The sequence below is a fragment of the Paenibacillus sp. JT31N17 genome (assembly GCF_056269255.1).
The window spans coordinates 1,217,167-1,242,796 of the sequence record NZ_JBWDNP010000001.1 but is presented as its reverse complement, the minus strand read 5'-3'; the positions used below and the strand labels follow the sequence as shown (position 1 = coordinate 1,242,796).

At 51.2% G+C, this 25,630-nt stretch carries 20 protein-coding genes; 1 reads left to right on the top strand and 19 read right to left on the bottom strand.

Features of this window, described 5'->3' with window-relative positions:
- Positions 1-78: 78 nt before the first annotated feature.
- The 4 genes from AC0YOB_RS05295 to AC0YOB_RS05280 all read right to left on the bottom strand — a co-directional run bounded on the left by AC0YOB_RS05295 (position 79) and on the right by AC0YOB_RS05280 (position 4,539).
- Positions 79-1,818 carry a sensor histidine kinase gene (locus tag AC0YOB_RS05295; RefSeq protein WP_475791878.1) on the bottom strand — a complete coding sequence of 580 codons (1,740 nt, stop codon included), beginning with the start codon at positions 1,816-1,818 and terminating at the stop codon, positions 79-81.
- Between the two features lie 121 nt (positions 1,819-1,939).
- Positions 1,940-3,418: a serine hydrolase domain-containing protein gene (locus tag AC0YOB_RS05290; RefSeq protein WP_475791877.1), complete on the bottom strand. Its 1,479-nt coding sequence runs from the start codon at positions 3,416-3,418 to the stop codon at positions 1,940-1,942.
- Between the two features lie 155 nt (positions 3,419-3,573).
- On the bottom strand, positions 3,574-4,053 hold the full coding sequence (locus AC0YOB_RS05285; protein WP_475791876.1) for an SRPBCC family protein: 480 nt from the start codon (positions 4,051-4,053) through the stop codon (positions 3,574-3,576).
- A 45-nt stretch (positions 4,054-4,098) separates the two neighbouring features.
- Complete coding sequence (locus AC0YOB_RS05280) at positions 4,099-4,539, bottom strand: SRPBCC domain-containing protein (protein WP_475791875.1); 441 nt, start codon at positions 4,537-4,539, stop codon at positions 4,099-4,101.
- A 406-nt stretch (positions 4,540-4,945) separates the two neighbouring features.
- Here AC0YOB_RS05280 and AC0YOB_RS05275 point away from each other — a divergent pair, with 406 nt between their 5' ends.
- Positions 4,946-5,719 (top strand): phytanoyl-CoA dioxygenase family protein, encoded by a 774-nt coding sequence (locus tag AC0YOB_RS05275; protein WP_475791874.1) that lies wholly within the window; start codon positions 4,946-4,948, stop codon positions 5,717-5,719.
- Positions 5,720-5,893: 174 nt separating this feature from the next.
- On the opposite strand, the gene AC0YOB_RS05270 is transcribed toward AC0YOB_RS05275, so the two are convergent.
- The 15 genes from AC0YOB_RS05270 to AC0YOB_RS05200 all read right to left on the bottom strand — a co-directional run bounded on the left by AC0YOB_RS05270 (position 5,894) and on the right by AC0YOB_RS05200 (position 25,620).
- On the bottom strand, positions 5,894-6,769 hold the full coding sequence (locus tag AC0YOB_RS05270; RefSeq protein ID WP_475791873.1) for a carbohydrate ABC transporter permease: 876 nt from the start codon (positions 6,767-6,769) through the stop codon (positions 5,894-5,896).
- Positions 6,770-6,783: 14 nt separating this feature from the next.
- Complete coding sequence (locus AC0YOB_RS05265; protein ID WP_475791872.1) at positions 6,784-7,734, bottom strand: ABC transporter permease; 951 nt, start codon at positions 7,732-7,734, stop codon at positions 6,784-6,786.
- 115 nt (positions 7,735-7,849) lie between these two features.
- Positions 7,850-9,559, bottom strand: a complete 1,710-nt coding sequence (locus AC0YOB_RS05260; protein WP_475791871.1) for an extracellular solute-binding protein — start codon at positions 9,557-9,559, stop codon at positions 7,850-7,852.
- Between the two features lie 114 nt (positions 9,560-9,673).
- Entirely contained in the window at positions 9,674-10,852 is a 1,179-nt protein-coding gene (locus AC0YOB_RS05255) for a response regulator (RefSeq protein ID WP_475791870.1), read from the bottom strand.
- Positions 10,837-12,600, bottom strand: a complete 1,764-nt coding sequence (locus AC0YOB_RS05250; protein WP_475791869.1) for a sensor histidine kinase — start codon at positions 12,598-12,600, stop codon at positions 10,837-10,839. Before AC0YOB_RS05250 ends, AC0YOB_RS05255 begins: the two co-directional genes overlap by 16 nt.
- A 142-nt stretch (positions 12,601-12,742) precedes the next feature.
- The gene (locus AC0YOB_RS05245) at positions 12,743-14,350 is read right to left on the bottom strand and encodes a gamma-glutamyltransferase family protein (RefSeq protein ID WP_475791868.1); all 1,608 of its coding nucleotides are present in this window, start codon (positions 14,348-14,350) and stop codon (positions 12,743-12,745) included.
- A gap of 27 nt (positions 14,351-14,377) precedes the next feature.
- Entirely contained in the window at positions 14,378-15,247 is an 870-nt protein-coding gene (locus tag AC0YOB_RS05240; protein WP_475791867.1) for a carbohydrate ABC transporter permease, read from the bottom strand.
- Positions 15,248-15,259: 12 nt separating this feature from the next.
- Entirely contained in the window at positions 15,260-16,219 is a 960-nt protein-coding gene (locus AC0YOB_RS05235; protein ID WP_475791866.1) for an ABC transporter permease, read from the bottom strand.
- Positions 16,220-16,288: 69 nt separating this feature from the next.
- Entirely contained in the window at positions 16,289-18,046 is a 1,758-nt protein-coding gene (locus tag AC0YOB_RS05230) for an extracellular solute-binding protein (RefSeq protein ID WP_475791865.1), read from the bottom strand.
- A gap of 167 nt (positions 18,047-18,213) precedes the next feature.
- Positions 18,214-19,005: a response regulator transcription factor gene (locus AC0YOB_RS05225; RefSeq protein ID WP_475791864.1), complete on the bottom strand. Its 792-nt coding sequence runs from the start codon at positions 19,003-19,005 to the stop codon at positions 18,214-18,216.
- Positions 19,002-20,768 carry a sensor histidine kinase gene (locus AC0YOB_RS05220; protein ID WP_475791863.1) on the bottom strand — a complete coding sequence of 589 codons (1,767 nt, stop codon included), beginning with the start codon at positions 20,766-20,768 and terminating at the stop codon, positions 19,002-19,004. The genes AC0YOB_RS05225 and AC0YOB_RS05220 overlap by 4 nt, the downstream gene beginning before the upstream one ends.
- Before the next feature lie 107 nt (positions 20,769-20,875).
- Entirely contained in the window at positions 20,876-22,594 is a 1,719-nt protein-coding gene (locus AC0YOB_RS05215) for a dihydroxy-acid dehydratase (protein WP_475791862.1), read from the bottom strand.
- On the bottom strand, positions 22,591-23,577 hold the full coding sequence (locus AC0YOB_RS05210; protein ID WP_475791861.1) for an aldose epimerase family protein: 987 nt from the start codon (positions 23,575-23,577) through the stop codon (positions 22,591-22,593). The genes AC0YOB_RS05215 and AC0YOB_RS05210 overlap by 4 nt, the downstream gene beginning before the upstream one ends.
- 18 nt (positions 23,578-23,595) lie before the next feature.
- Entirely contained in the window at positions 23,596-24,252 is a 657-nt protein-coding gene (locus AC0YOB_RS05205; RefSeq protein WP_475791860.1) for an RraA family protein, read from the bottom strand.
- A 21-nt stretch (positions 24,253-24,273) separates the two neighbouring features.
- Entirely contained in the window at positions 24,274-25,620 is a 1,347-nt protein-coding gene (locus AC0YOB_RS05200; protein WP_475791859.1) for a family 4 glycosyl hydrolase, read from the bottom strand.
- Positions 25,621-25,630 lie beyond the last annotated feature (10 nt).

Genomic DNA, 25,630 nt, shown 5'->3' with positions numbered 1-25,630 from the left:
ATATACGATATTCCATTTATCATACCTTACCGCGCCGCAGTGCGAACACTGCGTTTAGCAATGATATACTATACAAAATCACGGCTGGGCTGCCATGGCCGCCTCCTGCTCCGCTTCTTCGTCCATCACGATATGGGTCGGAATCAAAATGCGGACCGTCGTACCGGCCCCGTAGATGCTGGCCATCTGGATGCCATAGCCGCTGCCGTACCGCAGTTTGATCCGCTCGTTCACATTCTTGATGCCATAGCCGCCGGCCTGGCTTGGACCCATCAGCAGCCGCCGGAGCTGGGCCGGTTTGATGCCGATCCCGTTATCGATTATCTTCAATTCGAATTGCTCGCCAAGCCTTCTGCCTGTGATCCGGATCGCAATCGTATCCCCGAACCAAGCGTGCTTGAATATATTTTCCACGAATGGCTGTAAAATCAATTTGACAACCGGCACATCCCCAATAGCCGGATCTATATCAAAGTATACGTTAAAGGCGTTGGCATATTTGACTCTCTGAATATCCAGATAGGTGCTCACCTGCTCGATTTCATCGCGAAGCGGAATATAGACTTTCCCTTGATTCAGCGTAAGCCGGTAAAATCGGGAGAGGCCCTGGACCATATCCGTGACTTTCCCGACCTCTCCCAAATTAGCCAGGCTGCTGATGGTCGACAAGGTGTTATACAGGAAATGGGGATTAATCTGGGCCTGCAGCGCCTCAAGCTCCGCCTGCTTCTTCTGGATCCCTTGTTCATACACGCTGTGTATGAGTGTCTGGATATTGGTTCCCATAATATTAAAGGCATCGGCGATTTGAACGAATTCATCATTTCCGGAGAAGCGGATCCGCTTCTGAAAGTTCCCTTCCTGAAAGGAGCGTACGAGTGTAACGATCCGCGACATCTTGCGTCCTGACAGCAGGGCGACAAGCAGACCGATACAAGCCATTGCCAGGAAGCTGATCGCGCATACCGCAAAAATAATTTTCTGCATCCTGCCCGCATCTTTGGTCAAATAAGAGGATGGAACCAGTGTTTCGATGACGTAATCCGATTCCGGAATGCTCTCATGCAGCGTAAGAAACGATCCGTCGTTCTCGTGCTCGCCGGCGCTTCCCTGCTGGTATATATTGCCGCCCGATGGCTCGTCGATAAGCCGCAGCGTAATCCCTTGATTAACGGGGAAGGCCGTGAAATTGCCAAGCAGATCATCCAGCGAAACCGTAATCCGGACATAGCCGATCACCGTATTATAATCGTTGTAGGACACCAGCCGGCGGATATGGGAGATATTGCCCAGCTGCCTGTCCGTATCGATTTGAAGCCAGATATTGTCCCTTCCGGAATCCTTGAAGGTGTGATACCATTCACTGTCCTTGATATCGTCGAACGAGAGGATATAATAATCGCTGTCCTTGATGGGATCGGCCAGGTTGTCTCCTGAAACGATATTCAGATCGCTGTTCAGCGTGTACAGCATCAGGCGGATATGATTGCCGAATAATTGCAAAGGGGCTGTTATCTGGGGAACGATTTCATCCAGCATCGTGAGATAGATCTCAAGCGGCTCGCCCTTCTTCTGGAGCGCGCGCTGGAACGAGAGGCTTCCGAAGAGGGTGTCCGACATCCGCTGGATTTCGTCCATCTGATATCTGATGTTGTTCCTCGCCTGCTCCATGCCGGTCCGGATATTGGATTCCGCCATTTCCGTCCGTGACTGAATCAGCATGGAATACGAGATGTAACCGACAAGCACGTCCGTCAACAGAACGAGCAGAAGATAGGGAATCATAGTCTTGTAGGTGAACGGCATGTATCTTTTCATCAGGCATCCCCAAATTCCCATACAAGTAAAAAGGGGCAACCCGGAGTTGTCCCTTTCGTATGATTTAATCAACCAAATACAATTTTAATTTAACATAGAGAAAATTGTCTGTAAATCGTTTTCATTTCACCCTCATAATCCTGTACATCCTGACCATTCGTCCTGCTGCATGTATAACGCCAAACATGGATGCAAGCATCAGCAAAATGAAAAAACTTGGCATAACCAGGAAAATCCGCTCCACATTCAGCACCCGTCCCCCAGCGATGAAAAACAGTATTTTCGGCAAGCAGATGAACACTCCAAGCGGAACCAGGCGCAATAGGATATAAACCCAAGTTAACCATTTGGCGCGTTTTGTATATCTTTCCTCCCATTTTTTCAATCGAAAGAAGCTGTGAATTCCCAAACCAAGGGTCACGACCGTGAGCAGGCCAATCAGAATTTCAAGGTTCTGCCCGGAGAAGAAGGTTTCCTTGGGCTGCTGCCCGCCCAGAATATCGGATAACCCCGCTGTGAAGGAAGAATAATTAACAAGCATGTTGAGACCGCTATTGAATAAGACTACGATTCCATATCCGCTTTCGGGCATAAGCACTTGATCCGCATAGTAAGTCCATAATAACCCATTGTGATCGATTTTTGAGCCATCCTCGCTCCATCCCATTCCGTATGTACTGTCCGTTCCGGCCGGAGCGGAATGCATGGTTTCGATCCCTTCACTGCTGAGAAGCCGGATCCCTTCATACTTGCCCCCGTTAAGCTGCAGGATGAGCCAATGCGCCATATCCTCCACCGTAGAAATATTCCCCGCCGCCCCCTCTACAAACCAATCGGGTTCTTTCTTCACAACCGGTTTGCCATATAAGAAGATATGCCCGCTTGAGAACTGTCCGGCGGCCTCAGAGAACTGACTGGTGCCGGCGGAGTCGGCCGTATGATCCATTTGAAGAGGTTGGAAGATATGCTTCTGCAAATATCCGGAAAAGCTCTCGCGACTCGCCACCTCGACGATCCGGGCTAATATCTGGTAGTTGGGATTATGATAATGAAATTGCTGTCCGGGATTGCTCGCGAGCTTGACGTTTTTGAATCGGGCGATCGATTCTTCCAGAGTGCCCGGCTGCTTGCGGAATGCCATTTCGGGAAAAACGGAGTCGGCCAGTCCGCTTGTTTGATTCAACAGCTGGCGCACGGTAATTTCCGGTCCGCGAGGATCATCCACCTTGAATGAAGGGATATAGTCCGTAATGGGTGCATCCAGGCTGACTTTCCCTGCTTCCACCAGCTGCATCACGGCTAATGCGGTTACCGACTTGCTTAAAGAAGCAATGGCAAACGGGGTGTTGACTGTAACCGGCTTCCCATTCCCTGATTGTCCAAATCCCTTGGAATAGACAATCTGGTCATCGTGGACGATCGCCACAGCAAGTCCCGGAATATTGTTTTTATCCATCTGAGACTGAATAAAGCGATCTATCCGTGCTGTCTCGATATTCGTTTCGGCATATGCCGAACCAGGCTGGAAACCAAATCCTCCCAGTATGGCGATCATGGCGATCACTTTCATAAAAGCCGCAAGTCCCAGTTTGTTTATCATTGTCTCTGCGTACCTCCTTTATGTAATACCTTCATTATCAGAGGCAATCCATAAGAAATGATAAAGCGAAACTTAAGAAAGGCTTAAGCTGTTATTTAGCTGTTCTTCTACAGGTATATATCAAGAAAAAAACCTCCCGTTGGGAGGCTCAATGATCACGATTTGTTTGTTAATGCCTTCTTCACGACCTCGGCCAGACGATCCAGGTTTTCTTCATTCGCTTGGACAACAATATGTTTTAACTTGTTCAGCTCCTCCGCCGTCTCAAACCGCTGATTGAAGGTTATTCTTGTTTTGCCGTTCAGGCTCTCGAAATCTGCGATTATCTGAAACCTGGGAGCGATATGGCGCAAAATAATGCGTTCGGGGCTGCTGATCTCTAAAAAGATGCATTCATTGGGGTAGTTTTTTCCATCCGGGCCATGCATGATAAATTTCCAATAACCACCCGGCCGGAGATCGAATTCCTGAAATGTATTCGTAAAGCCTTTAGGGCCCCACCACTCAGCCAGAAGCTCCGGCGTGGTCCAGGCGCTGAAAACATTTTCGCGCGGTGCATCGATGATGCGCGTATGCACCGATTCGTTTGTGCCTGCGTCCTTTTCTGCGCTTGCGCTATTATGAATATCTGACATGTTTGAACTCCTCCGCTTCCATATTTATAATCGTTCCGGAATCCCCTACTCGCTTCGGAGCACGTCGCCAAGCTTGTCCAGTAAGTCATGCGTGCCCTGCTCCCGCTGAGCCGGTGAATCATGGCCATCCAGATAAACGCCTTGCTCGGTATAAATCAGCCGTGTGCCGGAACCGGCAGGTTCCACTTCGACAGTGACCACGGAGACTGATATTCTGGTCTCGTTCTGATCCAGAGAATAGGTATAGACAATTCGCTGCCCCGTTACGATTTCCTGATAACAGGCATCGTAGCTATAAACCGGACCGCCGGGCGGCCCTCCACGAGTGCTTTCCCGTCCTCCTACCCGAAAATCAAACTCGGCGGCGCTTTGAAACCACTGCGCTTTCGCCTCGGCATCTGCCCATGCGGCAAATACCCGCTCCGGCACAGCATCGTAAGTACGTTCAATAACGAAAGTCTCATGCTTGGCAGATCGTTCGTTCATCCGTTTATCCTCCTTTATTCGCGCTGACTATTGAGCGGTACCCTTACTATAAAACATGACGCTGCGTAAGGTGCAAGTGTTAATTGAAAGATATAAGCTACATTGTCTTTGATGTCTCCGTATGCACGATTATAAAGGATATTTATATCATGGACAATTTTGTCCACAGCATCGCTTACCACCAATTGCAGCGATGCGCTACTGGTCGGCATTTGGCCGTGCCGGAGAATATAGGTCGGAAGATCTTAATCAATAAATTTAACTATGCCGAAATTGCCGCTTCACCCCGAAAGCTTTCTAAATGTATCATAACGATTCATTTTCTTGAAAGCAGGCCATTTTCCCTTCTGATACCGCAGAATACAATTATAGTGAGAACATACAATTGCGTTTGGAGGAAAATGTCATGCAGTTGACCTACCGGCAAAAATTGCAGTTGATCGAGTGCGGCTACACTGTCATTCCCGGCGTTGTACCGAAAATAATGATTACGGAAGCAATGAAATCGATTAATCATTCCATCGGCAAGGGAATTCCGGCCAATCACACCGGAGCGAATTACTGCAGGGAGCTCGAGAAGCATCCCGCCATCACGGACTTGTATAATAAAAGTCCAGCCAGAACCTTGATTGACTCCCTTGTGGGACAAACCAATTATCCCCCGCTTCAAAGCGCGCAGATCGCCCTTCGCTTCCCCGATTATCAGGATCCGCCAAATCCGTACGCTGGTGCCCACCTTGACGGCATGCTGAAGCTGCGTGAAGGTATAGTAGAAAACTTCACCGCACTCGTCGGAATTATGCTGAGCGACCAACCGGAAATCAATATGGGTAATTTTGTTGTATATCCTGGCACTCACCGTGACTATGAGCAATATTTCCGGGAAAAAGGACCGGAGGTCCTGTTGACAGAGGAGTCCTTCAGCAAGACAGCCCGTTCCCAGAATTTGAAGCTGCCGGATCCCGTTCAAATAACGGGAAAGGCCGGCGATCTTGTCATTTCTCACTATCAATTGGTTCATGCCGGAGGAATCAATACCTCTCACCTGATCCGGTATTCGTGCTATTACCGGATCCTGCATACCGGTATCCGGGAAGACTGGCGCACGCCGCTCACGAACATGTGGATGCATTGGCCCGGACTGCAGGATGTACTGGTGAACCATCAGGAATCTAACTGATGGAATCGCACGCAAAAGCGTAAATATATGATGATAATCTCCATATTAGCTGCCTAAAAGTGAACGGACTCCCAGGAAACCTGGAATATAGAGGCCAAAAAGAGGCTCCCCGTTAGTCACAGTTGGTGACTTATGGAGAGCCTTCTTTTATGCTCAATGCAGGCTGATCGGCCGCTACTCTTTTACAGAGCCAAGGGTCATCCCCTTCACAAAGTACTTCTGCAGGAATGGATACGCCACAAGTACGGGGAGCGCTCCAATAAAAATCTGGGTAGCCCGCAGCGAGCGCTCCGATAATCTTTTGACTTCTGTCGGATCAATACCGATTCTGGTATAATCCAGGCTTTTCACGAGCGATTGGATCATGGTGGCCAGAGGTTGAATATCCGCTTCCATATAGATCATGCCGTCAAACCAGGAATTCCAGTGACTCACGATGGAAAATAGCGAAAGCGTCGCAATGGATGGCATGGAAATGGGCAAATAAACGGTAAACAATATCCGGGCGTGGCTTGCGCCGTCAATCTGCGCCGCTTCGTCCAATTCCTTCGGGATCCCCCGGAAGAAATTCATCATCAGCACAACGTTAAAAACCGCAACTGCCCCCGGCAGAACCAGTGCCCAGATCGTATTGCGCAGTCCTGTTTCATTTACAATAATATAAGTGGGGATCAAGCCCCCGTTGAACAAAATGGTGATGACAAAATACCACGCATAGACGGTTCTTCCTTTGAAAAAGCTGCCCTCTTTAGACATGGGATATGCCGCCAGAAGACATAGCAGCATGCTGAGCCCCGTTCCGAGAACCGTTCTATATACGCTGATCTGCAGAGCATGCAAAAAACTCGGACTGCCGAATGTTCTCTCGTAGGAATCCAAATTGAATCCGATCGGCCAGAACGTAACCAGATTCGCGGTCGCCGCCGCATTCGAGCTTAGCGAAACAGCAAACACATGCACTAACGGCATGACGCAGACCAAGGAGAGAATCGATAGAAATACAATATTGAAGCCGTTGAATATCCGGTATAGAGGATCTTTACTGTACACGCTGCTTCCCTCCTTTAAAAGATGCGGTAATTGGCATATTTGGTGGCCATACGGTACGTTACCGCAATCAGAATAAAGGAAACGACGGATTTGAACAGTCCCACCGCTGTCGCAAGACTGAACGCTCCCTGCTGCAATCCGACCGCGTATACATACGTATCGATGATTTCTCCCTTATCCGCAACCAGAGGATTAATCATGTTAAATACCTGGTCAAAGCCTGCGTTCATGATGTTTCCGAGTGACAATGTCGCAATGATTATTCCCACAGGCATGATCGAAGGCAGTGTAACGTGAACGGTTTGCTTCCATCGGCTCGCACCGTCGATTTCCGCCGCTTCATAAAGCGAAGGATTGACGCCCGCAAGTGCGGCCAGATAAATTATGGTGCCGAATCCGAACTCCTTCCAGACATCGCTGAAAATCATGGTAAAGCGGAACCAGTCGCCATCTCCGAGGAAAAACACGGCTGGCAGTCCGATGCCGGACATGAACTGATTGATGAGCCCGGATTGGGAAAGCATATCGGTCAGTATTCCGGCTAGAATGACCCATGACATAAAGTGAGGAAGATACACCAGCGACTGAATGGTTCTTTTGAAGAACATAATCTTGACTTCATTTAATAGCAAGGCAAACACCAGCGGCGTAATCCAGCCTAAAATCATTTTACCGATGGCGATAAATAGTGTATTCCAAATAATCGTAATGATTTCTTCATTGGCGAACATGCTTTGAAAGTGCTCCAATCCCACCCAATCCGAATGAAAGAAGCCTGTATACGCCTTGTAATCCTGAAAGGCAATTATAATTCCGCCCATCGGTATATAGCTGTACACAAAAAGCAGAATGACCGAGGGCAGCAGGAACAAATGAAGCTGCCAGGTGCGCGTCCAATTCATTCGCTGCGAAAGGGTTTGTCTTGCCGGGCTTTTCATCGTTGCAGGTACAACAGGCTCACTCATTGCGATCCGCTCCATCTTCGATTATCATTGTCCGCACGTAATTCGCCGGAATGCGGGCGGATTGGGACAGAAGCGCCCCACCCGCCGCATTCAAAGATCCGCAGCCTTGATTCATTTACGGCTGGTACCACTCATTTACCTCTTCCGTAATTTTATCTCCGCCCTGCGCCTTCCAGTCTTCCACGAATTCGTCGAATGCATTTGCGTCCGCTTTATTGTAAATAATTTTCAAAAACGTCTCTAATTCCATTTTTTTGAGCAGCGTCCACTTCTCACCCATCGTTTCCGTCGGAGCGCCGATGAATTGGTTTCGCCGGGCGATATTCGGCTGAGACAGAGCGGCTGTAAAGCCGTCCACCACCAATTTGCCCGTTCCGGCAGCCAATTTTTTCTCGTAGACGCTTTCGATCTGGCCTTTTGCCACACGTTCATAAATGCTCGGTCCTTGAATCATACCCGGCGGCGTATTCCCGGAACCCAACAATTGATAATTTCCGATCTCCGTAGTTGGTTTATCCGGAAAATCCCACTGCGGCTTCCCGTCGACCATAATGTAATCGTAGCCCTCGGCATAGCCATTGGCGAACGGGCTGTTCGGATCCTCCAGTTGAACTCCCAGGCTGATATCCCAATAATGGAACGCAGCATCCATATATTCAAACCCTTTGCGGAATACGTAGGTGCCATAAGAAAGAGCGGAACCAGTGCGCCCGATCGTTCCATCGACGCCCGAAGGCAGCGGATACGGTTTCACTACCGCGCCAGGCACATTCACTTCCGTATCGGATAGCGGCCAGCCTCCCATCCATCCAGGGCCGAAGAGCATACCGGCTTCACCTGATGTAAATAGAGAAGCAGCCTTCTGCTCGTCATGCGCTCCGAATTCCGGATGAATGTAGCCGCTTGCATAAAAGTCTTTTAATTTCAGCAGACCCTCTTTTACAGTCGGTTGAACGGCGCCGTAACGCAGTTTTCCGTCTTCCCCTTTATCCCAGATATAGGGCTGGGTCTGACCGAACATGAAGTGCACGTCCCCCATATAACCGGCGAGACCGTTCTTACCTGAGAAAGCCAGTGGCGTTTTGTCCGGATATTTCTGCTTGAACGCTGCGAGAGTCGCCTCCACTTCTTCCAGAGTCGTCGGCGCTTTCATGCCTACAGCATCCAGCCAGTCCTGCCGGACCCACATAATCGGGTCGCCGACGATGCCGTCGGAAATTTGCGGCAGGCCCCATTTCTTGCCGTCTTTTTCTACATAACGCCAAACCTCGGGGTTTTTCTCATAGGATTCTCTCATGCGGTCCGTAGCATATTTTTCATATGCCTCGTCAATCGGCTCCAGCCGTCCGGCATCGATCAACTCGTTCATCAATACCGTATCCGAAATATAAAGCACGTCGGGCAATTCTTCGCCGCTTGCAAGCGCCAGGCGGATCTTAGTCGCCAGGGCGTCATTCTGGTCCGTTAATAACCACTTGTATTTAAGCGTAACGCCCATATTGTCTCTCAACCAACGACTCATCGGATTATCCTCCGGCGTATCGCCTGGAAGGAGTGTATCGCTTTCGCGTAATGCTTGTGCCGATGTAATCGTCACCGGTGCTTCGTATTTTTTAAACATGTACGATTCCGTCCCGGTAGAATTCCCTTCAGCTGCGCCCTCGCCCTCAGAATTCCCCGTTGTCGTGTCGGCCCCGGATTGGGCAGGAGTCTCGCCGGTATTGATATCTTCTGCCTTGTTGTCCCCGCCGGTGCATCCTGCAAGCAACACGATGACCATTGTAAACATCATTGTTAATGACAACCACTTGCGAAAATCACTCATGCAAATCCTCCTTTTTTTTGAAATGGTGTACACATAAATTATGGAACAGTCCGTGGAGGAATAAAATGATGGGATGTTCAGAAAGATGAACGGCAATTCAGGAGATGATTTACGTTAGTCGGGCCGGCAGCGATAATTTTTGGGTGTAATGCCGTAATACTTTTTAAATTCCCTGATGAAATGCTGAACGCTTTGATAGCCGACTTTTTTGGTAATCTCGTAAATTTTCATATGACTTTCTTCCAATAATAGACGGGCCTTCTCCATTCGCTCCGCCAAGATAAAGTCGCTTATATTGATCCCCGTCGCTTCCTTGTATATTTTTGATAAGTAGCCCGGATGAAAGTAAACATGATCCGCAATTGCGGCAAGCGTAACATTATCTGCCAAGTGTTCTTTAATATACGAATGGATGCCCTCGATTATTTTGATATGGGATGCGGACTGCTCGGTCGGTTGAATATGTTCCTTCAACAGGGAATAGATCAGCATCGACCATTCCTTTAAATGCTGCAGGCTGCGGAACAGGGCCGCACGTCCGGAAATGTTATGATTGCCCGTAATTTCCTCCAGCATCACGCCATTCTTGTGCGCCAGATGGACGAATCCGCCGATGATGTGAAAATAAGCTTCCGTTAAATGGGTGCGGGAGCATGGCCATTTTGTATCTATCTCCTTGAAAATAGATTCCAGTTTGTCGCCCACTCCGCTCATATGATTGGATTCTATGAGCTGCATGAGCGTGGGGGGCTGAATGACCGTTTTTAATGAATCCAGCTTCTGGGGGAGTGGCGAATCTGCAGAACTGGAGCAGCTTCCGTTGTCCGCCTTACCCTCTATCGGCCCGCCCGGAAACCCGGATTTCAGCAGCGGTAGATTCTGCCGGATCCATCTGTTTTCCTTCATCGAAACACTCGATTCTTCCAGTTGCCCGGTAATTTTTCCGATAACTCTGCAAATTTCTTCATCCCGGACCGGCTTGATCAAATAGTCGACCGCCCTTAGCTCAACTGCTTTCCTGGCGTATTCGAACTGGGCATAGCCCGTAAGCAGAATACATTGAAGATGCGGCAGCAGCCGCTGCGCCCGTTCGATTAATTCCAGCCCGGACATTCCGGGCATGCGGATATCCGTCATCAGAATGTGAATCTGCGTTGTCTTAATGATTTCGAAGGCCTCTACAGCGGAATAAGCCTTATGAATGCTGAGAATGTTCATGGCCTCCCAGTGTATAGTGGCGCACATACTATCGACAATATGTTTGTGATCATCGACGATTAGTATCGTATACATCCACTCTCACCTTCCTTCTCCTTAATCTGGCAGCTTGGTTGGGTCCAGGACAATTGTACCTTCAGGCCTCCCAGAGAAGATGCGCCGATCTGCAGCCTGGATCCCTCGCCGAAATAATGAGATAGACGCTGCTGCACATTCCACATTCCCGTGCTCGTTCCCTGCTTCTCCGGCTGTATGACAGAATCGTTTAACCATGCAATTCCTTCTTCGTCAAGACCAACGCCGTCATCCTCCACGGTTATGATGTATTTGCCGTGAAGCCCGATTCCTGTGATCAGGATCGTCCCTTCTCCAAGCTTGGGTTCCAGACCGTGAACAATCGCATTTTCCACAATCGGCTGAATGAGCAATCTCGGTATTATTAATTCGTTCATGGAAGGTTGCAGATGAATATCGTATACAAACTTAGTTAACTGCAGGTTCATAATGTCAAGGTAAATGACAACGAACGCGATTTCCTCTCTGACACTGGTCACCAATTGTTCGTTATGGGTTACATACTTGTAATAATCCGCCAGACTGTGGCCCATCTCGACTACTGTTTCGGTTTTTTTAAGCTTAGCCATACTCACAATAAACGCGAAGCAGTTGTATAAAAAATGAGGATTGATCTGGGACTGAAGCTGCTTCATCATTGCTTCCCTGGATCGGATCTCCGCTACGTACACCTTCTCAATCAGACGCTGAATTTCAGACGCCATCCCGTTAAAGCTTTGAAACAACAGGCGAAAATCACTATTTGTTTCAATTGGCAAACGGGTGGAATATTTCCCGCTCTTGAATTGCTGAACGCCGTTTGTGAGCAGCCTGACGGGAACCTGAATGTGAAAATATAATAATAAAGCGGCTAATATACCCACCAGCATCAGAATCGCAACGGTGGAATAGAACAGATTCCTGCTCGTTGTTAAAGGTTCAATAATTTCCGCAAGCGGAATATAATCGATCAGAGTCCAGTCCATACGCGTGGATGCCATCATGTAAACGCGATATTTTTTACCTTCTACTTCCTGCACCACCGGTTCATTCGCAGGCGTGGCATTGTCTAACCTGCTCATGATTTCTTTGGTCACGTTCCGGTTTGAAGAGCTGTTAAGGACATACTGCTCGGGAGAATGATAGTAGAATGGATCATTGATGCCCTCGGTTTTAAACGTGTCCAGCAGCGCGGAGATATTCTCAAGAAACAAATTGATTTCAATTAAATATGGACTTGAAAATGCCTCATGCAATGAAGTATTGGGTTTTAAAAAAATACGGGTCAAAGAGCCTTTCTCGGCGCCGTTCACGGAAATTTTTTGATACGTCCATCCGTTGGCAAGCCTTTTTCCTATCTCATGCTCATCATACTTGACAACCGGTGAATACGAGGAAACGACCGTGCGGGAAGGAGGGAAATAGATGGTAATCCTGCTGTTCCACTTATTGGCGACCGCTCCGCTGAACAGTCCCAGCTTCTCTTCGATCGTTTTGAGGACGACATACCGGTCGTACCCGCTATCGGCGGGATAGCGGGTTGCGAAATAGATCATATCAGGATCATTCATGAGGAGGATGGAAAAAAAAGAAGCCTGGTCGACCGTGCTATCCAGCTGGTTCAGGTAATATGACAGCCTGTTTTTGTTGACAAGATCAATTTGTTCGCCGACGACGTTCGAGCTTTCCTGCTGCGAAAATGTATAAATCACAATAATCGGCAGCATCAGGACTAGAATGAAAAGGATCGCTTTCGTAATGAGATTCATCTTCTATATCGTGCCTCCAACCTATGCAAATAGCGCATGAAACGGCCCCCTGCCCCAGTCGTTCATGCGCTTTTTATATAGTAGAGCTTTACGTGCTTGCCCGTGTCCAGGATCAAGCAGGGAAGCGGTTTCAATGAGCTGTCTACCAGCCTGCGACCGCACCGTCGGAACGGGGATCGCATCCGCCGGCAAACACGCCCCCGGGCAGGCGCTGGATTATGTTGCCCCTGCCGAAGCCGCCGTTCAGTGGAAGTCCAACGGACAACTGATGTCCTTTTTCAAGCAGGGCGCTCACTGTTTCAGGCGGAAGCGCGCCTTCCATGTGAAAGGTTCGCTCGCTCATCCACTGCCAACGGCTGGCGTCGAGCGCCTGCTGCGGGTCCATGCCGAAATCAACCATATTCATCACCGTCTGAACATGTCCCTGCGGCTGCATAAAACCGCCAACGACGCCGAACGTTGCCAGCGGCTCGCCTCCCCGCGAAATGAATCCTGGAATGATGGTATGGAAGGTCCGTTTGCCAGGCCGCAGACAGTTGTCATGCGCCGGGTCCAGCGAGAAGTTATGGCCCCGGTTCTGCAGACTGATGCCCGTTCCGGGAATGACTACGCCAGATCCGAAGCCAATGTAATTGCTTTGGATGAGAGACACCATGCTGCCTTCCCTGTCCGCTGTGCAAAGATAAACCGTTCCACCTTTCGGCGGGCGGCCCGGGGAGGGCAGGAGCGCCTTATCGCCAATCAGCTTCCGCCGCTCGTCTGCATAAGCGTCGGAGAGCAGGTCGCTGACGTTGACCTTCATATCACGCGGATCCGTGATAAAGGCCTTGCCATCGGTATAAGCCAATTTGATGGCTTCGAACTGCTTGTGCAGCGTATCCACGGTATACGGCCGATCAAATTCGAAGCCTTTCAGCAGGTTGAGCGCCATTAACGCGACAAGCCCTTGGCCGTTGGGCGGAATCTCCCATACCTCGCAGCCGCGGTAAGAGACGGATATCGGTTCGACCCATTCCGGCGCATAAGCCTCCAAATCGCATTTGTGCAAATATCCGCCATGCTCCTTCATGAACCGGTCGATCCGGTCCGCATAGTCGCCTTGATAAAAGGACTTTGCGCCGGTTTCCGCAATACTGCGCAGAGTGGTTCCCATGTCTCGGTAGCGAAACAAGCTGCCGGCTCCGGGCGTCTCCCCCCCGATCGTAAACGTGTCAAACCAGGTCTGCACTTCGGGAATGCCGATTCTGCCGTACATTGCCGCAGCTTGCCGCCATGAAGCTGCCGTTAATGGAGAAACCGGAAAGCCGTTCTCGGCATAGGCGATTGCAGGTGCCATGCTCTCGGCAAGCGGCAAACGGCCGAATCTCCCCGAGAGCTCGGCCCATGCCGCAGGCGCTCCGGGGACCGTTACCGGAACGACACCGAAAGCAGGCATCGTATCGTGGCCCTTGTTCGTCAGCTCTTCAAGTGAAATGGCCGCCGGTGCGGGCCCGCTGGAGTTGAGACCATGAAGCTTGCCGCCGGTCCACAGGAGCGCAAAGGTATCGCTTCCGATACCATTATTGTTCGGTTCCACCGCCACAAGCGCGGTTGCCGCCGCAACCGCCGCATCCACCGCATTGCCGCCTTTCTTCAGCATCTCCAATCCCGCCTGCGCCGCAAGCGGGTTCGAGGTGGACACCATGCCTTCCGCTGCGTACATCGTACTGCGCCTTGACGGAAAATCGTATGGGGCATTTCGAGCTGTCACGTTAATCTCCCCTTTGTTCAAGGTAATCTACCCTTTAATGGAACCAATTAACAACCCTTTAGTGAAGAAACGCTGCAGCATCGGATAGACCAGCGCAATCGGCAGCACGGTAATTACCGTCACGGCCATCTTCAGCGTCTGAGGCGTCACCTGATTGGCGAATTCGTTCTGCATTTGCTGGTCGCTGCCCGATTGCGCCGAAACCGTCAGGTAAAGCAGGTACTGAAGGGTATGGTTTTCAGGCGACATGGCGTTATAGATCTCCGTATCGATAAACGAATTCCACTGCTGCACGGCTGCGAACAGGGTAACCGCCGCCATGACCGGCGCACATACCGGGAATATGATCCGCCAATACAGGTACAGATCGTTGGCCCCATCGATTAGAGCCGATTCCTCCAGTTCCACGGGCAGGCTTTCGATATAGGTTTTAATAAGAATCATATAGAAAATGACAACCGCTTCGGGAAGGATATATACCCAAAAGCTGCCGGTCAATTTCAGCGTTTGGGCCAAAATATACATCGGAATAAGTCCGCTGCTGAAATACATGGTAAGTACAAAAAACTTGCGGAAAAACCTCACGCCTACAAGGTCCTGACGGGTCAACGCATAAGCGACCATGGAGGTTACGGCAACCATTACAAGCGGACCGATAACCGTTCGCAAGGCGGAAACCAGGATGCCATGCAGCATATCGGGATTCTCCAGTGCCGCGCGGTACGAGTCGGCTGAGAAGCCCGCCGGCCAAAACAGCAGCCCTTCGGGAAGCCGGGAGGGCGTACTGAGCGAATAGCTGACAATATACAGAAAAGGGTAAAACATGATAAAAATAAGGGCGAGCATGAAGAGATAATTGGCCGCATCGAACAGGAGGCTGCTTTGCCATCGTTTCATGTTCATCCTCCTTTACATGATGGATTTGCCGGTCGTCTTTCTGGAAAGTATGTTGACACCCATGACAATGAGAATGCTGACCAATGTCTTGATGATGCCAACCGCTGTCGCGTAAGAATAGTTCGTTAACTGCAGGCCGTTTTTATAAATATACATATCCAGAACCTCCATCTTCGACCAGTTCGTCGGATTCGTAAATAAGAAGTAGAACTCGAAATTGGAATTCAGAATCCATCCGCTGTTAATGATGAGCAGAACGATCAGTGTGGGCAGCAGGTTGGGAATGGTAATATGCATGATTTTTTGAAACCGGGTCGCTCCGTCCATATCAGCGGCCTCGTATTGATCCGCATCAATCGACGCAATGGCTGCGATAAATATGACGCCGTTATAGCCGAGCGTCTTCCACAGCATGATGCCGATTGCCAGCAGCCAGGCATAGTGCGGGCTCCCAAGCAGATCCAGACCTTCATTCAACACGCCGAGATTCACAAGGCTAAGATTGACGGCTCCGGTCGAGACGGCGAACAGCGAGTGCATGATGGCGTACACGATCACCCATGAGACAAAAAAAGGAAAGAATGACAGGGTCTGAACGAGCCGTGAAAACCATCCCGACCGGATCTCGTTGATAAGAACCGCAAACAGAAAGGCGGCAATCAGATTTACCAGCAGCATGGATATATTCATCGCAAGCGTATTGCGCAGCAAATAGATATAATCGCTGCTCTGCATCAGAAATGACTTGAACTGATAGAATCCCGTCCATTCCGCATTCCACAAATTGAGACCGACCCGGTAATCTTTGAACGCCATAATCCATCCTGCAAGCGTGAGGTAACTGAATGTGAAGACGACGATCAGGCCGGGGATCAGCATTAGAAAAAGGTACTTCTGCCGTCGAAGCTTTATGACCAGCCGGCGCGAAGAAGCGTATTGCGTTCCTGATTCGAGCAAAGTCGCTTTGGCCATTGGCCCCTCCTTAATAGGTTCGACGGGTACCGGATTCGATACCCGCTGTCACCGTTATTCACTTTTACGTTACTGCTTGTACTTCTCCAGCTCCTTCATGCCGTCCGTGTACATCTGATTGTAAGAGTCGATAACCTCTTTCGGATTCAGTTTTTCATAGGCGGCTTTAATATTTTCAAGCATCTTATCGAATTCCGCATCGCTTTCGGTCATGATTAGCTGCGCCGTATTCTTAACCCGCTGATCGATCATTTTCTGCTCGGTCGCGCCAAGCGGGGTCGTAGGATCGATAACGATGCTTGGCGCCAGGCCGATCTTCACTTCCTTGCCGTTCTCGAACCACCAATCCTTCGACGTTTTCCAGCCCATCGCCCTGTAGGCGTCCATAACGCCCTTCGGCAGCAGGTCATCTTTGACCGACTGGATGCTCAGCAGGGAGAAATGCTGGCCATCGGTCGGCGACCCGGCGTTGACCAATCCCAGCAAGGGCAGCATGCCGATACCTTGCTTGGCCGTATAAAGCGGGTCCTCCCTGACGCCTTCTCTGAATGCTTCCGTCGGTACCCGTTTGCCATCCTCGATCGTGTAGTGAACACCTTCGATACCGCTTTGCAGCAGCAGCTGCCCTTCCGTCGAGCTCGCCCATTCAACCAGTTCAAAGATCCGTTCCGGATGCTTCGCGTTCTTGGTAATGCCCACCTGGTCGAAGGCTCTGGTCAAACCCGACAGATAAATGCGCTCGTCGCCCCGTTCGATCTGCTTCGGGGACTTGATCGGCATATTGATATATTCATATTGCGGTGTCCCGGCATTCTCAAACGCAAGGTTGACCGATGTTGCCAGACCGGCTGAATACCAGACAGCCAGCGCGCGCCCATCCTGCATCTTGGCTACGACCTGATCCACTTTGTCGGTAAAGCTTTCCTTGTCGAAGGCGCCTTCCCGGTACAATTGATTAAAGAAACGGTAGCCGTCGATGTTATACTCATTCAAGAACTGGTCGACGAACTTGTTGTCGATGGCATCCCACAACGCGGTCCGGCTGCCGACCTTGATATACCTGCCGCCCTTTTCGGTCATCGCCGTAGAGATGCCCAGAATGCCGTAAGACTCGCCGAACGCAGCAGCCAGGCCGATCGTTTTCTTGCTGTTCGTTTCGGGATGCTTCTTCATTGCGTCCGATATGAGCTTCACATAATCATCGGTGGACAGTATTTCCGGCCAGCCCGCTTCCTCGAGAATATCACGCCGGATCAAAATGTCATTATTCTCGGGATTAAGCGAAGCGTCAATGGGCAGCCCATAGTTCCAGTTGTATACCTTGCCGTTGCCGGCCATTCGCCAGAAAGGGAGCGCATCCTTGTACAAATTGCTGAAGTTCGGCGCATTCCTGATGTAATCGTCAAGCGGGAGGAGCGCTCCGGCAGCAATGTATTTCTCGACAGTAGTCTGCCCCTCTATCCGTAGCAATTCGGGATAATCGCCCCCGGCAAGCATAAGATTCAGCTTGTCGATGTAATTGCCGCTGAAAGGCACATACTCGAAGACGATATTAAACTTCTCCTTAATAATCTTGCCTACCGGCGTTTCATCACTGCGTTTTATGACCGATGCAGCCTGTGCGTTTCCGCTGTCGATGAAGATCTTGATGGTGTAGAGCTCTCGATCCGCTTCACCTCCAGCCGTCTGCGTTGTTCCTTCCCCGCCGCTCTCAGGCTGAGCGTTTGCTTCCGGCTCGTTCGGGCTCGACGTGCAGGCGGGGAGAAGCAGCACACAGAACGCGAGAAGCATGATCAGTCCGGGAATCTGCTTAAGTTTTTTTGTCATGTATAATCCTCCTTTCGAGTTTACATACCGATTAAGCGATTTCCAGTTCTGCGACCTGCCTTCCCGGATGTGTTTTAATACCGGATATTGTGTTCAGTATGTTAAAAATAGTTTAATATGCTGTTTCATCTGATGAAAGAGACCATTCTGAAGAATAGATGTCCGATCTAAAGATGCTCCGGAGGGTGCGCATGCTGCATCCGATATTGACCCGGAGCCACCCCTTCATGGCGCTTGAACACTTTGAAGAAATTGCGGGTGTTCTCAAACCCGACCATTCTACCGATTTCCGCTACTGTGAGCATTTCGCCGCATGTCAGAAGTTGAACTGCCATGTCCACCCGAATTCGCTGCAGATAGTGAAGAAAGGTTACTCCCCTTTCCTTTTTGAGCAGGTGGACCAGATAGTTGGGATGAACGCTGGCCGCTTCAGCCACCTGCTCCAGCGCAAGATCCTCCGTATAATGCTGGTTGATGTATGCCAGCGCTTTTTGCACGGCTCTGCCTGCCGGCATTTCTTCCCCTGCACGGACGGGCATCTCATCGGGACTTAGCCCGGATGGCGGTTTCGATTTCATTTCCCTTGCAGGATGAAGGTGATCATATACGTTCCAAAGAAGTCGGAAGAGTTCTTCCCTGTTTACGGGCTTGAGCAAATAATCTTCCACAGACAACCGAATAGCCTGCCGGGCGTATGCAAAATCGCTATAGCCTGTCAGAATGGCGAATCGCCCGCATTTGCCAAGACGCTTGGCCTTGTCGATCAGCTCAAGTCCCGTCATTTCCGGCATATGAATATCCGTAACGAGCAGATCCGGCGTAACGGTCCGCATTTTATCCAGCGCTTCGAAGCTATCCTCTGCTCCAATGACCGATGAGACTATTTCGATCTGACTGGCTATCATCCGCATCAGCGATTGCAGAATTTCCGGCTCATCCTCCACCACCATCACGATCATGAAGGTATCCCTCCTTTGCATATCCGAATCATGCAGACGGCGCCCTTATCTCCCCCGCTCTCGAGCAGGATGCCCGAGGAAAACCCGTAATAGCTTTGGATTCTCTGGTGTACATTCAGCAGGCCGATTCCATGGCCCGAGCTGTTGTAATCGGCCTCCATCATCCCGCTGTCCAACATTCGCCGCAGCTTGTCGAGCCTATCCGGAAGAATCCCCGCGCCGTTATCAGTGATCCTCACCCAATAACTGTCTTCGTCCTGTTGTATGGCGACAGTTACAATCCCCGGTCTCCTGCGGTTGGATATTCCGTGGCGGATGCTGTTTTCGACGAGAGGCTGCAGAATGTATTTCGGACAAGGAACAGACGGCACATCGGCAAAATCGGGCAGATTGTACGACAATCGGGGTCCAAACCTGATGCGCTGGATTTTCAGATAGTTCTCCACATTTCGGATTTCATCCGCAAGCGTGGCATCGGAGCGATTCGGAGAGATGCTGTAGCGAATGAGCTGCCCCAGCGTGCAGGACATATCTTCAATGTCAGCATCTCCATTGGCTTCGGCGCGCGATCTGATCGTCTCGAGCGTGTTGAAGATAAAGTGCGGCTGTATTTGAGCCTGCAAAGCGAGAAAAGCCGCTTCCTTTTGTTTGATTTCGGCATTGGCCACCGATTGAACGAGTTCGTGAATACGGCCGATCATTGAATTAAAAGAGACGGCGAGCAGGCCGATTTCATCCGTGTATAGCTTTCCGTCATATAGAGCGGGAATCCGGAAGGGGGTTATCCTCATGTGGCGTGCAAGCTTCAATATCCGGCGGCTTACGGACAATGAAAACAAATAATAGGCGAAGGAGAGAATCAGCAGGAGCAGAAAGACGATTCCCAGCATCCCATAACGATATCCGGACTTCAGCCCATACGCATTCTCAACGGGGGTGATAATAATCGCAGACAATTCAAACTCTCGAAGCGGAACTTTGGTGGCGAGCATATCCCTGCCTTCGGAACGAAAAAAGCTGTAACCGCCTTCCTTTCCAGACAAAACAGCGATCTCACCGCGGATGATGTCCTCGTGCGGACTATTTTGGCTCTGCCCATAAACGGCCTTGCCGGAGGAATCGACCAGGTACAGCCCTCCACCCGTTCCCGGTTTGATCCCTTCGAACGGCTCCAGAATCGAAGGGCCTTTCAGCTGAACCTCGATCAAACCGACTTTGCCGGAAAAATTGTTGTCATATAGTTTCCGGTAATAATACCAACTGATCTCGCTGCTGCTGTCAATCTGGTAATACCATTTACCACGGTCCAGCGGTAAATTGTCATTCGCTTGAAGAGCCGCACGGATATCCCGATCAGATTCCTTCATTGAGATAATCTCAGGCCGGAACGAGAGCAAGCTGTCGTTTTCCTTATAGACGGTAATCGAATTGACAATTGAATTTCCCAATGCCGCGTATGAAAGCAATGGACGAATATGGCGGATAAAATGATTGAGCTGCTCCTTCTCTGAACGGATGTCTCCCGACAGGAATTCGATCAGCTCGCGGTTGAATTGAAGCAGAAAGTACAAGGACTGCACCTGTGCCAGCTTCACATCCACATTCGCCGCCACCTGTGCGGCAACTTCCTGCTGATTCATCGCATAACTGTTCTTGATATTCCGGTACATCTGCTGATAGAAGATCCACCCGACGGACAACGTCGGAATGAGGATAACGATGACGTACCCGGTAATCATCTTGCGCAGCAGACTTTGTTTCATCGCCCAGCCTCCACATTTTGTTTGGCTTCTTCCTTCCAGATATCCGTAAGGAAAAGAACAGGACCTCCGTGAAGGTCCTGTTCCATGGTTTAATCAAAATCAACTGCTCACCCTCTCCCTACGATCGGGGGAACGAAAACAGCCTCTTCTTTTGTAAGCGGGCGCAGAAAGTCCAGATCGCAGCCTTCGTGCGCCTGCAGGACATGATCGGCGAACAGGCGCAGATATCCGCGTGCGTGGACTCGCGACGGCCTCCACTCAAGGAGCCGCTCGCGGATTTCCGCATCAGGAACGTCAAGATGCAGCGTTCCCCGCTCCAGATCGACTTCGATCCAATCGCCATTCCGGACGGCTGCCAGCGGACCCCCGACCTGCGATTCCGGGGACACGTGCAGGATAACCGTTCCATAACTCGTTCCGCTCATTCGGGCGTCGCTGATGCGAACCATATCCCTGATACCGGATTGCAGCAGCTTGCGGGGAATGGGCAGCGCTCCCCATTCCGGCATTCCGGCACCCGAAGGGCCGCAATTGCGCAGAACCAGCACGGAGTCCCGGTCGACCTCCAGATCCTCGTGGTCCATTTCATCCAGCATCCGTTCATAATCATCAAATACAATGGCTCTCCCTCTATGTCTGGCCTTGCAGAGAGAGCTCGCGGAGCGTTTGAGCACCGCTCCGTCCGGTGCCAGATTCCCTTTCAATATCTGCACACCCGCGTTGTCTTTGAACGGCTCATCCAATGCGGAAATAACATCCGGAAGCTCAGATCGAGCCGGGTATGCATCGCGGATCGGGGTCCCGAGCGCAGTCAGGCATGATGTATCGAGTAAGGGCAGCAAGCTGTGAATAACTGCGGCCAGACCGCCGGCATGAAAGAAGTCGTCCATCCCGTAAACGCCGCTTGGCTGCAGATTGACGATAAGCGGAATGTTCCGGGAGAGCTGTTCATAGCGCTCGAGAGGGATAGTGATGCCAAGCCGTCCGGCAATCGCTGTCAGGTGGAGCACCGCATTGGTGGAGCCTCCGATCGCCGCCATCAACCGGATGGCGTTGTCGAAGGCCGCTTCTGTCATCAGCCGGGACGGCGTCAGATTCTCGCGCACCATATCTACGATCCGCTTGCCCGTCTCCTCGGCAGCAGTCTTTCGCCTTGCATGTACGGCCGGTATGCCCGATGTGCCCGGAAGCATCATACCCAGCATCTCCGAGATGCTCTTCATCGTGGAGGCCGTCCCCATAACGGGGCACCCTCCCTGCGTGCAAGAAATACATTTCTCGAGCTGGTTCAATTCCTCCTCGCTCAGCAGTCCGGCTTTATAATCGTCCATATACTTCCAAAGGTCGGTTCCATAGTTGACTGTTTTACCCCTGAATACCCCTGCGGCGCGGTGTCCCGCCGCAAGCTGCAATGTCGGCAAATCGCAGCTGGCAGCACCCATCAGCTGGGCTGGGGTCGTCTTGTCGCATTCGCACAGCAGTACGACTCCGTCGAAAGGCTGCGAGCGGATCGTTTCCTCAACATCCATCGCCATCAAATTCCGGTACGGCAGATCGGAGGGCTTCATGAAATCGGAAGGTGTCGTAATGGTATGAACCTCGATCGGATAGCCTCCGTTCATGAGCACCCCCCGTTTTACGAATTCCACCAGCTCCTTATGGGGAGCGTTGCAGCTGTTCAGATCACTCCATGAATTAAATATCCCGATAATCGGTTTGCCCAGGAATGATTCGGGCGCATGCCCATTGGCGCGCATTGCCGACAAATGCTGGAATCGGGTTTCCACAGAATGATGGTTGAACCATTCCCCGCTGCGCAAATTCATAAGGGCATCCGCTCCTCGACCATAATTTTGGCTGCCGCTGTAACACTTTCCCCCGGATGCAGAACGCGAAAGCCCGTCAGCTCGGGAGGCAGAGACAGGTTTGGCGCATTGGTAATCCATGTATAGGGCTCAGGACAGAGATAGCCCTGATTGGCGTCGTCATTGTAAACAACCCAATGCTTGAAATAGCTGTCGCATCGGTATACGATGCGGATTCCCGAGCTGTCGTCGGTCAGCACCGCCTCGTTGTTTCCGGATCCGTCCGCCATGAATGCGTCGTCAAGCGCGTGACCGATCAGCGTTTTCCCACGTATCAGCTCGTCTGCATAAGGGATATTCTGCAGTTCTCCGGTAGGCAGAAAACGCCCGTCAAGCACCCACTGCTTGACGGCGTTCAGTGAGAACCGGCATTGCGCGATATCCCCATCCGGTGCAGCCGGAAAGTTGAAGGTCGTATGATACCCAAGCCCCCAGGGGAACGGACTGGCGTCACGGTTCGTAACGGTAGTCTCCATGGTCAATGCATTCCGTTCAACAATGTAGCGGACGCGAATCGTGAACAGATGGGGAAACTGCGACAGAATGACATCGTTCCCGTCTGAGCGGATTTCCGTTTCCAGTATGAGCCGTCCCTCATCCTCTTCGGCTCTAACCAGCTCCCACCGCTTGTCGAACACAAGCCCGTGGGAATGGTTGTGCTCTGCCGGCTCGTTAATTTCAAATTGATAGGTTCTTCCGTTGAACTCGAAGCAACCATCTGCGATCCGATTGGGAGGGAACAGGATCGGAATGCCGTAGAGAACGGGAACCGCTTCATACTCCCCGCGGCTCCCTGGAACCCTGAGCAGCTCAAGCTGCCTGCTTTTAAGCTGCAGGGAGACCAGATTGCTGCCCCATCCCGGCACCAGAACAACGGATATGTGCCCGTTTTGCGCTTTGACTGCCGGTTCTCCGTGGAACATGATAGATTCAATGGAATTCACGCAGGCGGAGCCTCCTTTTTACAGAACGCCGTACTTCTCGTAAACGTCCCTTAAATATTTCCCGGCAAGCAGCTCTTCCCGGGTATGATTCTCCCGCGTTGCCTTATCCAGAGCACCGGTCACCACCTCAAGCGCAATGTCTTTGGGAATAACGACCACGCCATCCCTGTCGGCAAATACGACATCGTTCGGATGGACAATGACTCCTCCGCAATCGACAGGGCAGTCATAATCGATGACCTGCCCCCGGCCCCTGGAGTCAACGGGCTTGGTTCCTGTACAGTAAACGGGAAAATCCAGCTCGACAATCATTTTCGAATCACGGATCAAGCCGTCGATGATGGCGCCAGTCGCTCCCCTTACCTTGGAGGCCGTAGACAGCAGCTCGCCCCACAGGCCGTTCTGCGTTGACCGGTTTGTGCAGGCGATGACGACCTCATCCGGCAAAATGCTGTCCACCGCGGCGATTTCCTTCTCATACGGATTGCCGCTGACATGGTAGACATCCACCGCCAGAATCGTTTTGGCCCGGCCGACAACGACCCATTCCTGGTTAAGCGGACGGATGGTTTCCCGCATCGCCTGATTGCGATAGCCCAGGTCATCAAGCGTGTCGCAAAGCACTCCGGTATACAGCGACTCGCGCATCCGGCGGAACATTTCCTGATCATTCATTTCGTAAGCCTCCATTCTCTTCTACAGCCCATAATGCTTTCTCATATTGTCCAGATACGGCAGCGACAGCATATCATCGATCAATTCTCTGGCCTGGGTTTCCGAGCGCGTCCACGGGTCCATCATTATGAGTGCGAGCAGGTCATCGATCTTCCCGCTCCGGTAGGCGCAGAGCTCCTGCTCCACCGGGGCGACGCGATCGCGGAGCGCATAATGGATCACCGGCTGCGGCAGCCCTTTCGTCTTGATGCCCTCGACTCCGATTGCGCTTACGTAGCAGGGAACCTCCACCTGGAAATCCAGGGGAATGCCGGGAACGAAATTCCCGTCGTTCAAAATATTAAGGATCATGATTCTCGGCACATCGCAGGCGATTGCCTCGATGAACGGAATCATCGGCTCCGTTGAATGCTTCGGCGGAAATGCGTCCGTTACTCTGCGGTCCAGATTATCCGACACATCCTTGATTAGCTTGACGTCGTCGATACCGTGGCGGAAATAGCCCTGATACCACTCTTCCGGATCTTCTCTATACTGCTTCTCCGTCTCATCGTCGGCATGATGCCAGAATGGCCACGCCCCTCCGCCCGGATTGCCCGTATCGCCGATCGGAAATACGCCGAACTTCTTGTATAAATCAATGGCCTTCGGCCCCATTCCGTCGCTGATTCGGCATGTCTTGAAATACGCCTCCGACTGCTCCTCGATCCACTTGTCGAGAATCGGGAATGCATCCTGCCCTTTATACCGGAACTCGGTCAGCCAGATGAAATGGTTAACGCCCGGCACTTCAAAGGTTATGTGCTGCGGATCGAGACCAAGCGTCCGCGCCACATATCTCACGCCGTTCGAGCCGTGACAGAAGCCGGCAATCCTGGCGTGCGGGTACTTGCGGCGTAGATAGGTTACGCCGGCCATGACCGGATTGGCGACCAGCATATACCAGGCATCCGGACTGATTTCCAGAATATCGTTCAGGATATCCTCCATCAGCTCCAGCTGGCAGTGGTTGATCCAGAACCCTTCATCATGCATTACATGCAGACTGCCGCCGAATCGGTAGCCGTGCTTGCGGGCGACTGCCCAGCCGTCCTTCAGCCGCTGATGCCCGCCCACGAGCGCAGCGTTGATAACGAAGTCCGCCCCCTGGATCGATTCCCGGCGGTCCAGCGTCTTTTCCAGCTTCAGCTTGATTCCCGCCTCCTCGGCATAACGCAGTGCCAAGGCATAGGCGCTGTCCAGACGTGACTCGTCAATGTCCATAAAGCTGATCGTACTTCCTTCAAGTTGGGGTGTCAGGCAAATATCGCGGATCAGACTTAACGAGAACATAGCCGTCCCGGCGCCGATGATACTTATTTTTGCCATGAAATAATCT

Coding starts and splice junctions, on each gene's coding strand:
- AC0YOB_RS05230 (WP_475791865.1), bottom strand. CDS start 18,046: ATGACAAAAAAACTTAAGCAGATTCCCGGACTGATCATGCTTCTCGCG.
- AC0YOB_RS05205 (WP_475791860.1), bottom strand. CDS start 24,252: ATGAATGATCAGGAAATGTTCCGCCGGATGCGCGAGTCGCTGTATACC.
- AC0YOB_RS05275 (WP_475791874.1), top strand. CDS start 4,946: ATGCAGTTGACCTACCGGCAAAAATTGCAGTTGATCGAGTGCGGCTAC.
- AC0YOB_RS05295 (WP_475791878.1), bottom strand. CDS start 1,818: ATGAAAAGATACATGCCGTTCACCTACAAGACTATGATTCCCTATCTT.
- AC0YOB_RS05225 (WP_475791864.1), bottom strand. CDS start 19,005: ATGATCGTGATGGTGGTGGAGGATGAGCCGGAAATTCTGCAATCGCTG.
- AC0YOB_RS05250 (WP_475791869.1), bottom strand. CDS start 12,600: ATGAATCTCATTACGAAAGCGATCCTTTTCATTCTAGTCCTGATGCTG.
- AC0YOB_RS05280 (WP_475791875.1), bottom strand. CDS start 4,539: ATGAACGAACGATCTGCCAAGCATGAGACTTTCGTTATTGAACGTACT.
- AC0YOB_RS05285 (WP_475791876.1), bottom strand. CDS start 4,053: ATGTCAGATATTCATAATAGCGCAAGCGCAGAAAAGGACGCAGGCACA.
- AC0YOB_RS05215 (WP_475791862.1), bottom strand. CDS start 22,594: ATGAATTTGCGCAGCGGGGAATGGTTCAACCATCATTCTGTGGAAACC.
- AC0YOB_RS05200 (WP_475791859.1), bottom strand. CDS start 25,620: ATGGCAAAAATAAGTATCATCGGCGCCGGGACGGCTATGTTCTCGTTA.
- AC0YOB_RS05255 (WP_475791870.1), bottom strand. CDS start 10,852: ATGTATACGATACTAATCGTCGATGATCACAAACATATTGTCGATAGT.
- AC0YOB_RS05220 (WP_475791863.1), bottom strand. CDS start 20,768: ATGAAACAAAGTCTGCTGCGCAAGATGATTACCGGGTACGTCATCGTT.
- AC0YOB_RS05265 (WP_475791872.1), bottom strand. CDS start 7,734: ATGAGTGAGCCTGTTGTACCTGCAACGATGAAAAGCCCGGCAAGACAA.
- AC0YOB_RS05290 (WP_475791877.1), bottom strand. CDS start 3,418: ATGATAAACAAACTGGGACTTGCGGCTTTTATGAAAGTGATCGCCATG.
- AC0YOB_RS05260 (WP_475791871.1), bottom strand. CDS start 9,559: ATGAGTGATTTTCGCAAGTGGTTGTCATTAACAATGATGTTTACAATG.
- AC0YOB_RS05235 (WP_475791866.1), bottom strand. CDS start 16,219: ATGGCCAAAGCGACTTTGCTCGAATCAGGAACGCAATACGCTTCTTCG.
- AC0YOB_RS05240 (WP_475791867.1), bottom strand. CDS start 15,247: ATGAAACGATGGCAAAGCAGCCTCCTGTTCGATGCGGCCAATTATCTC.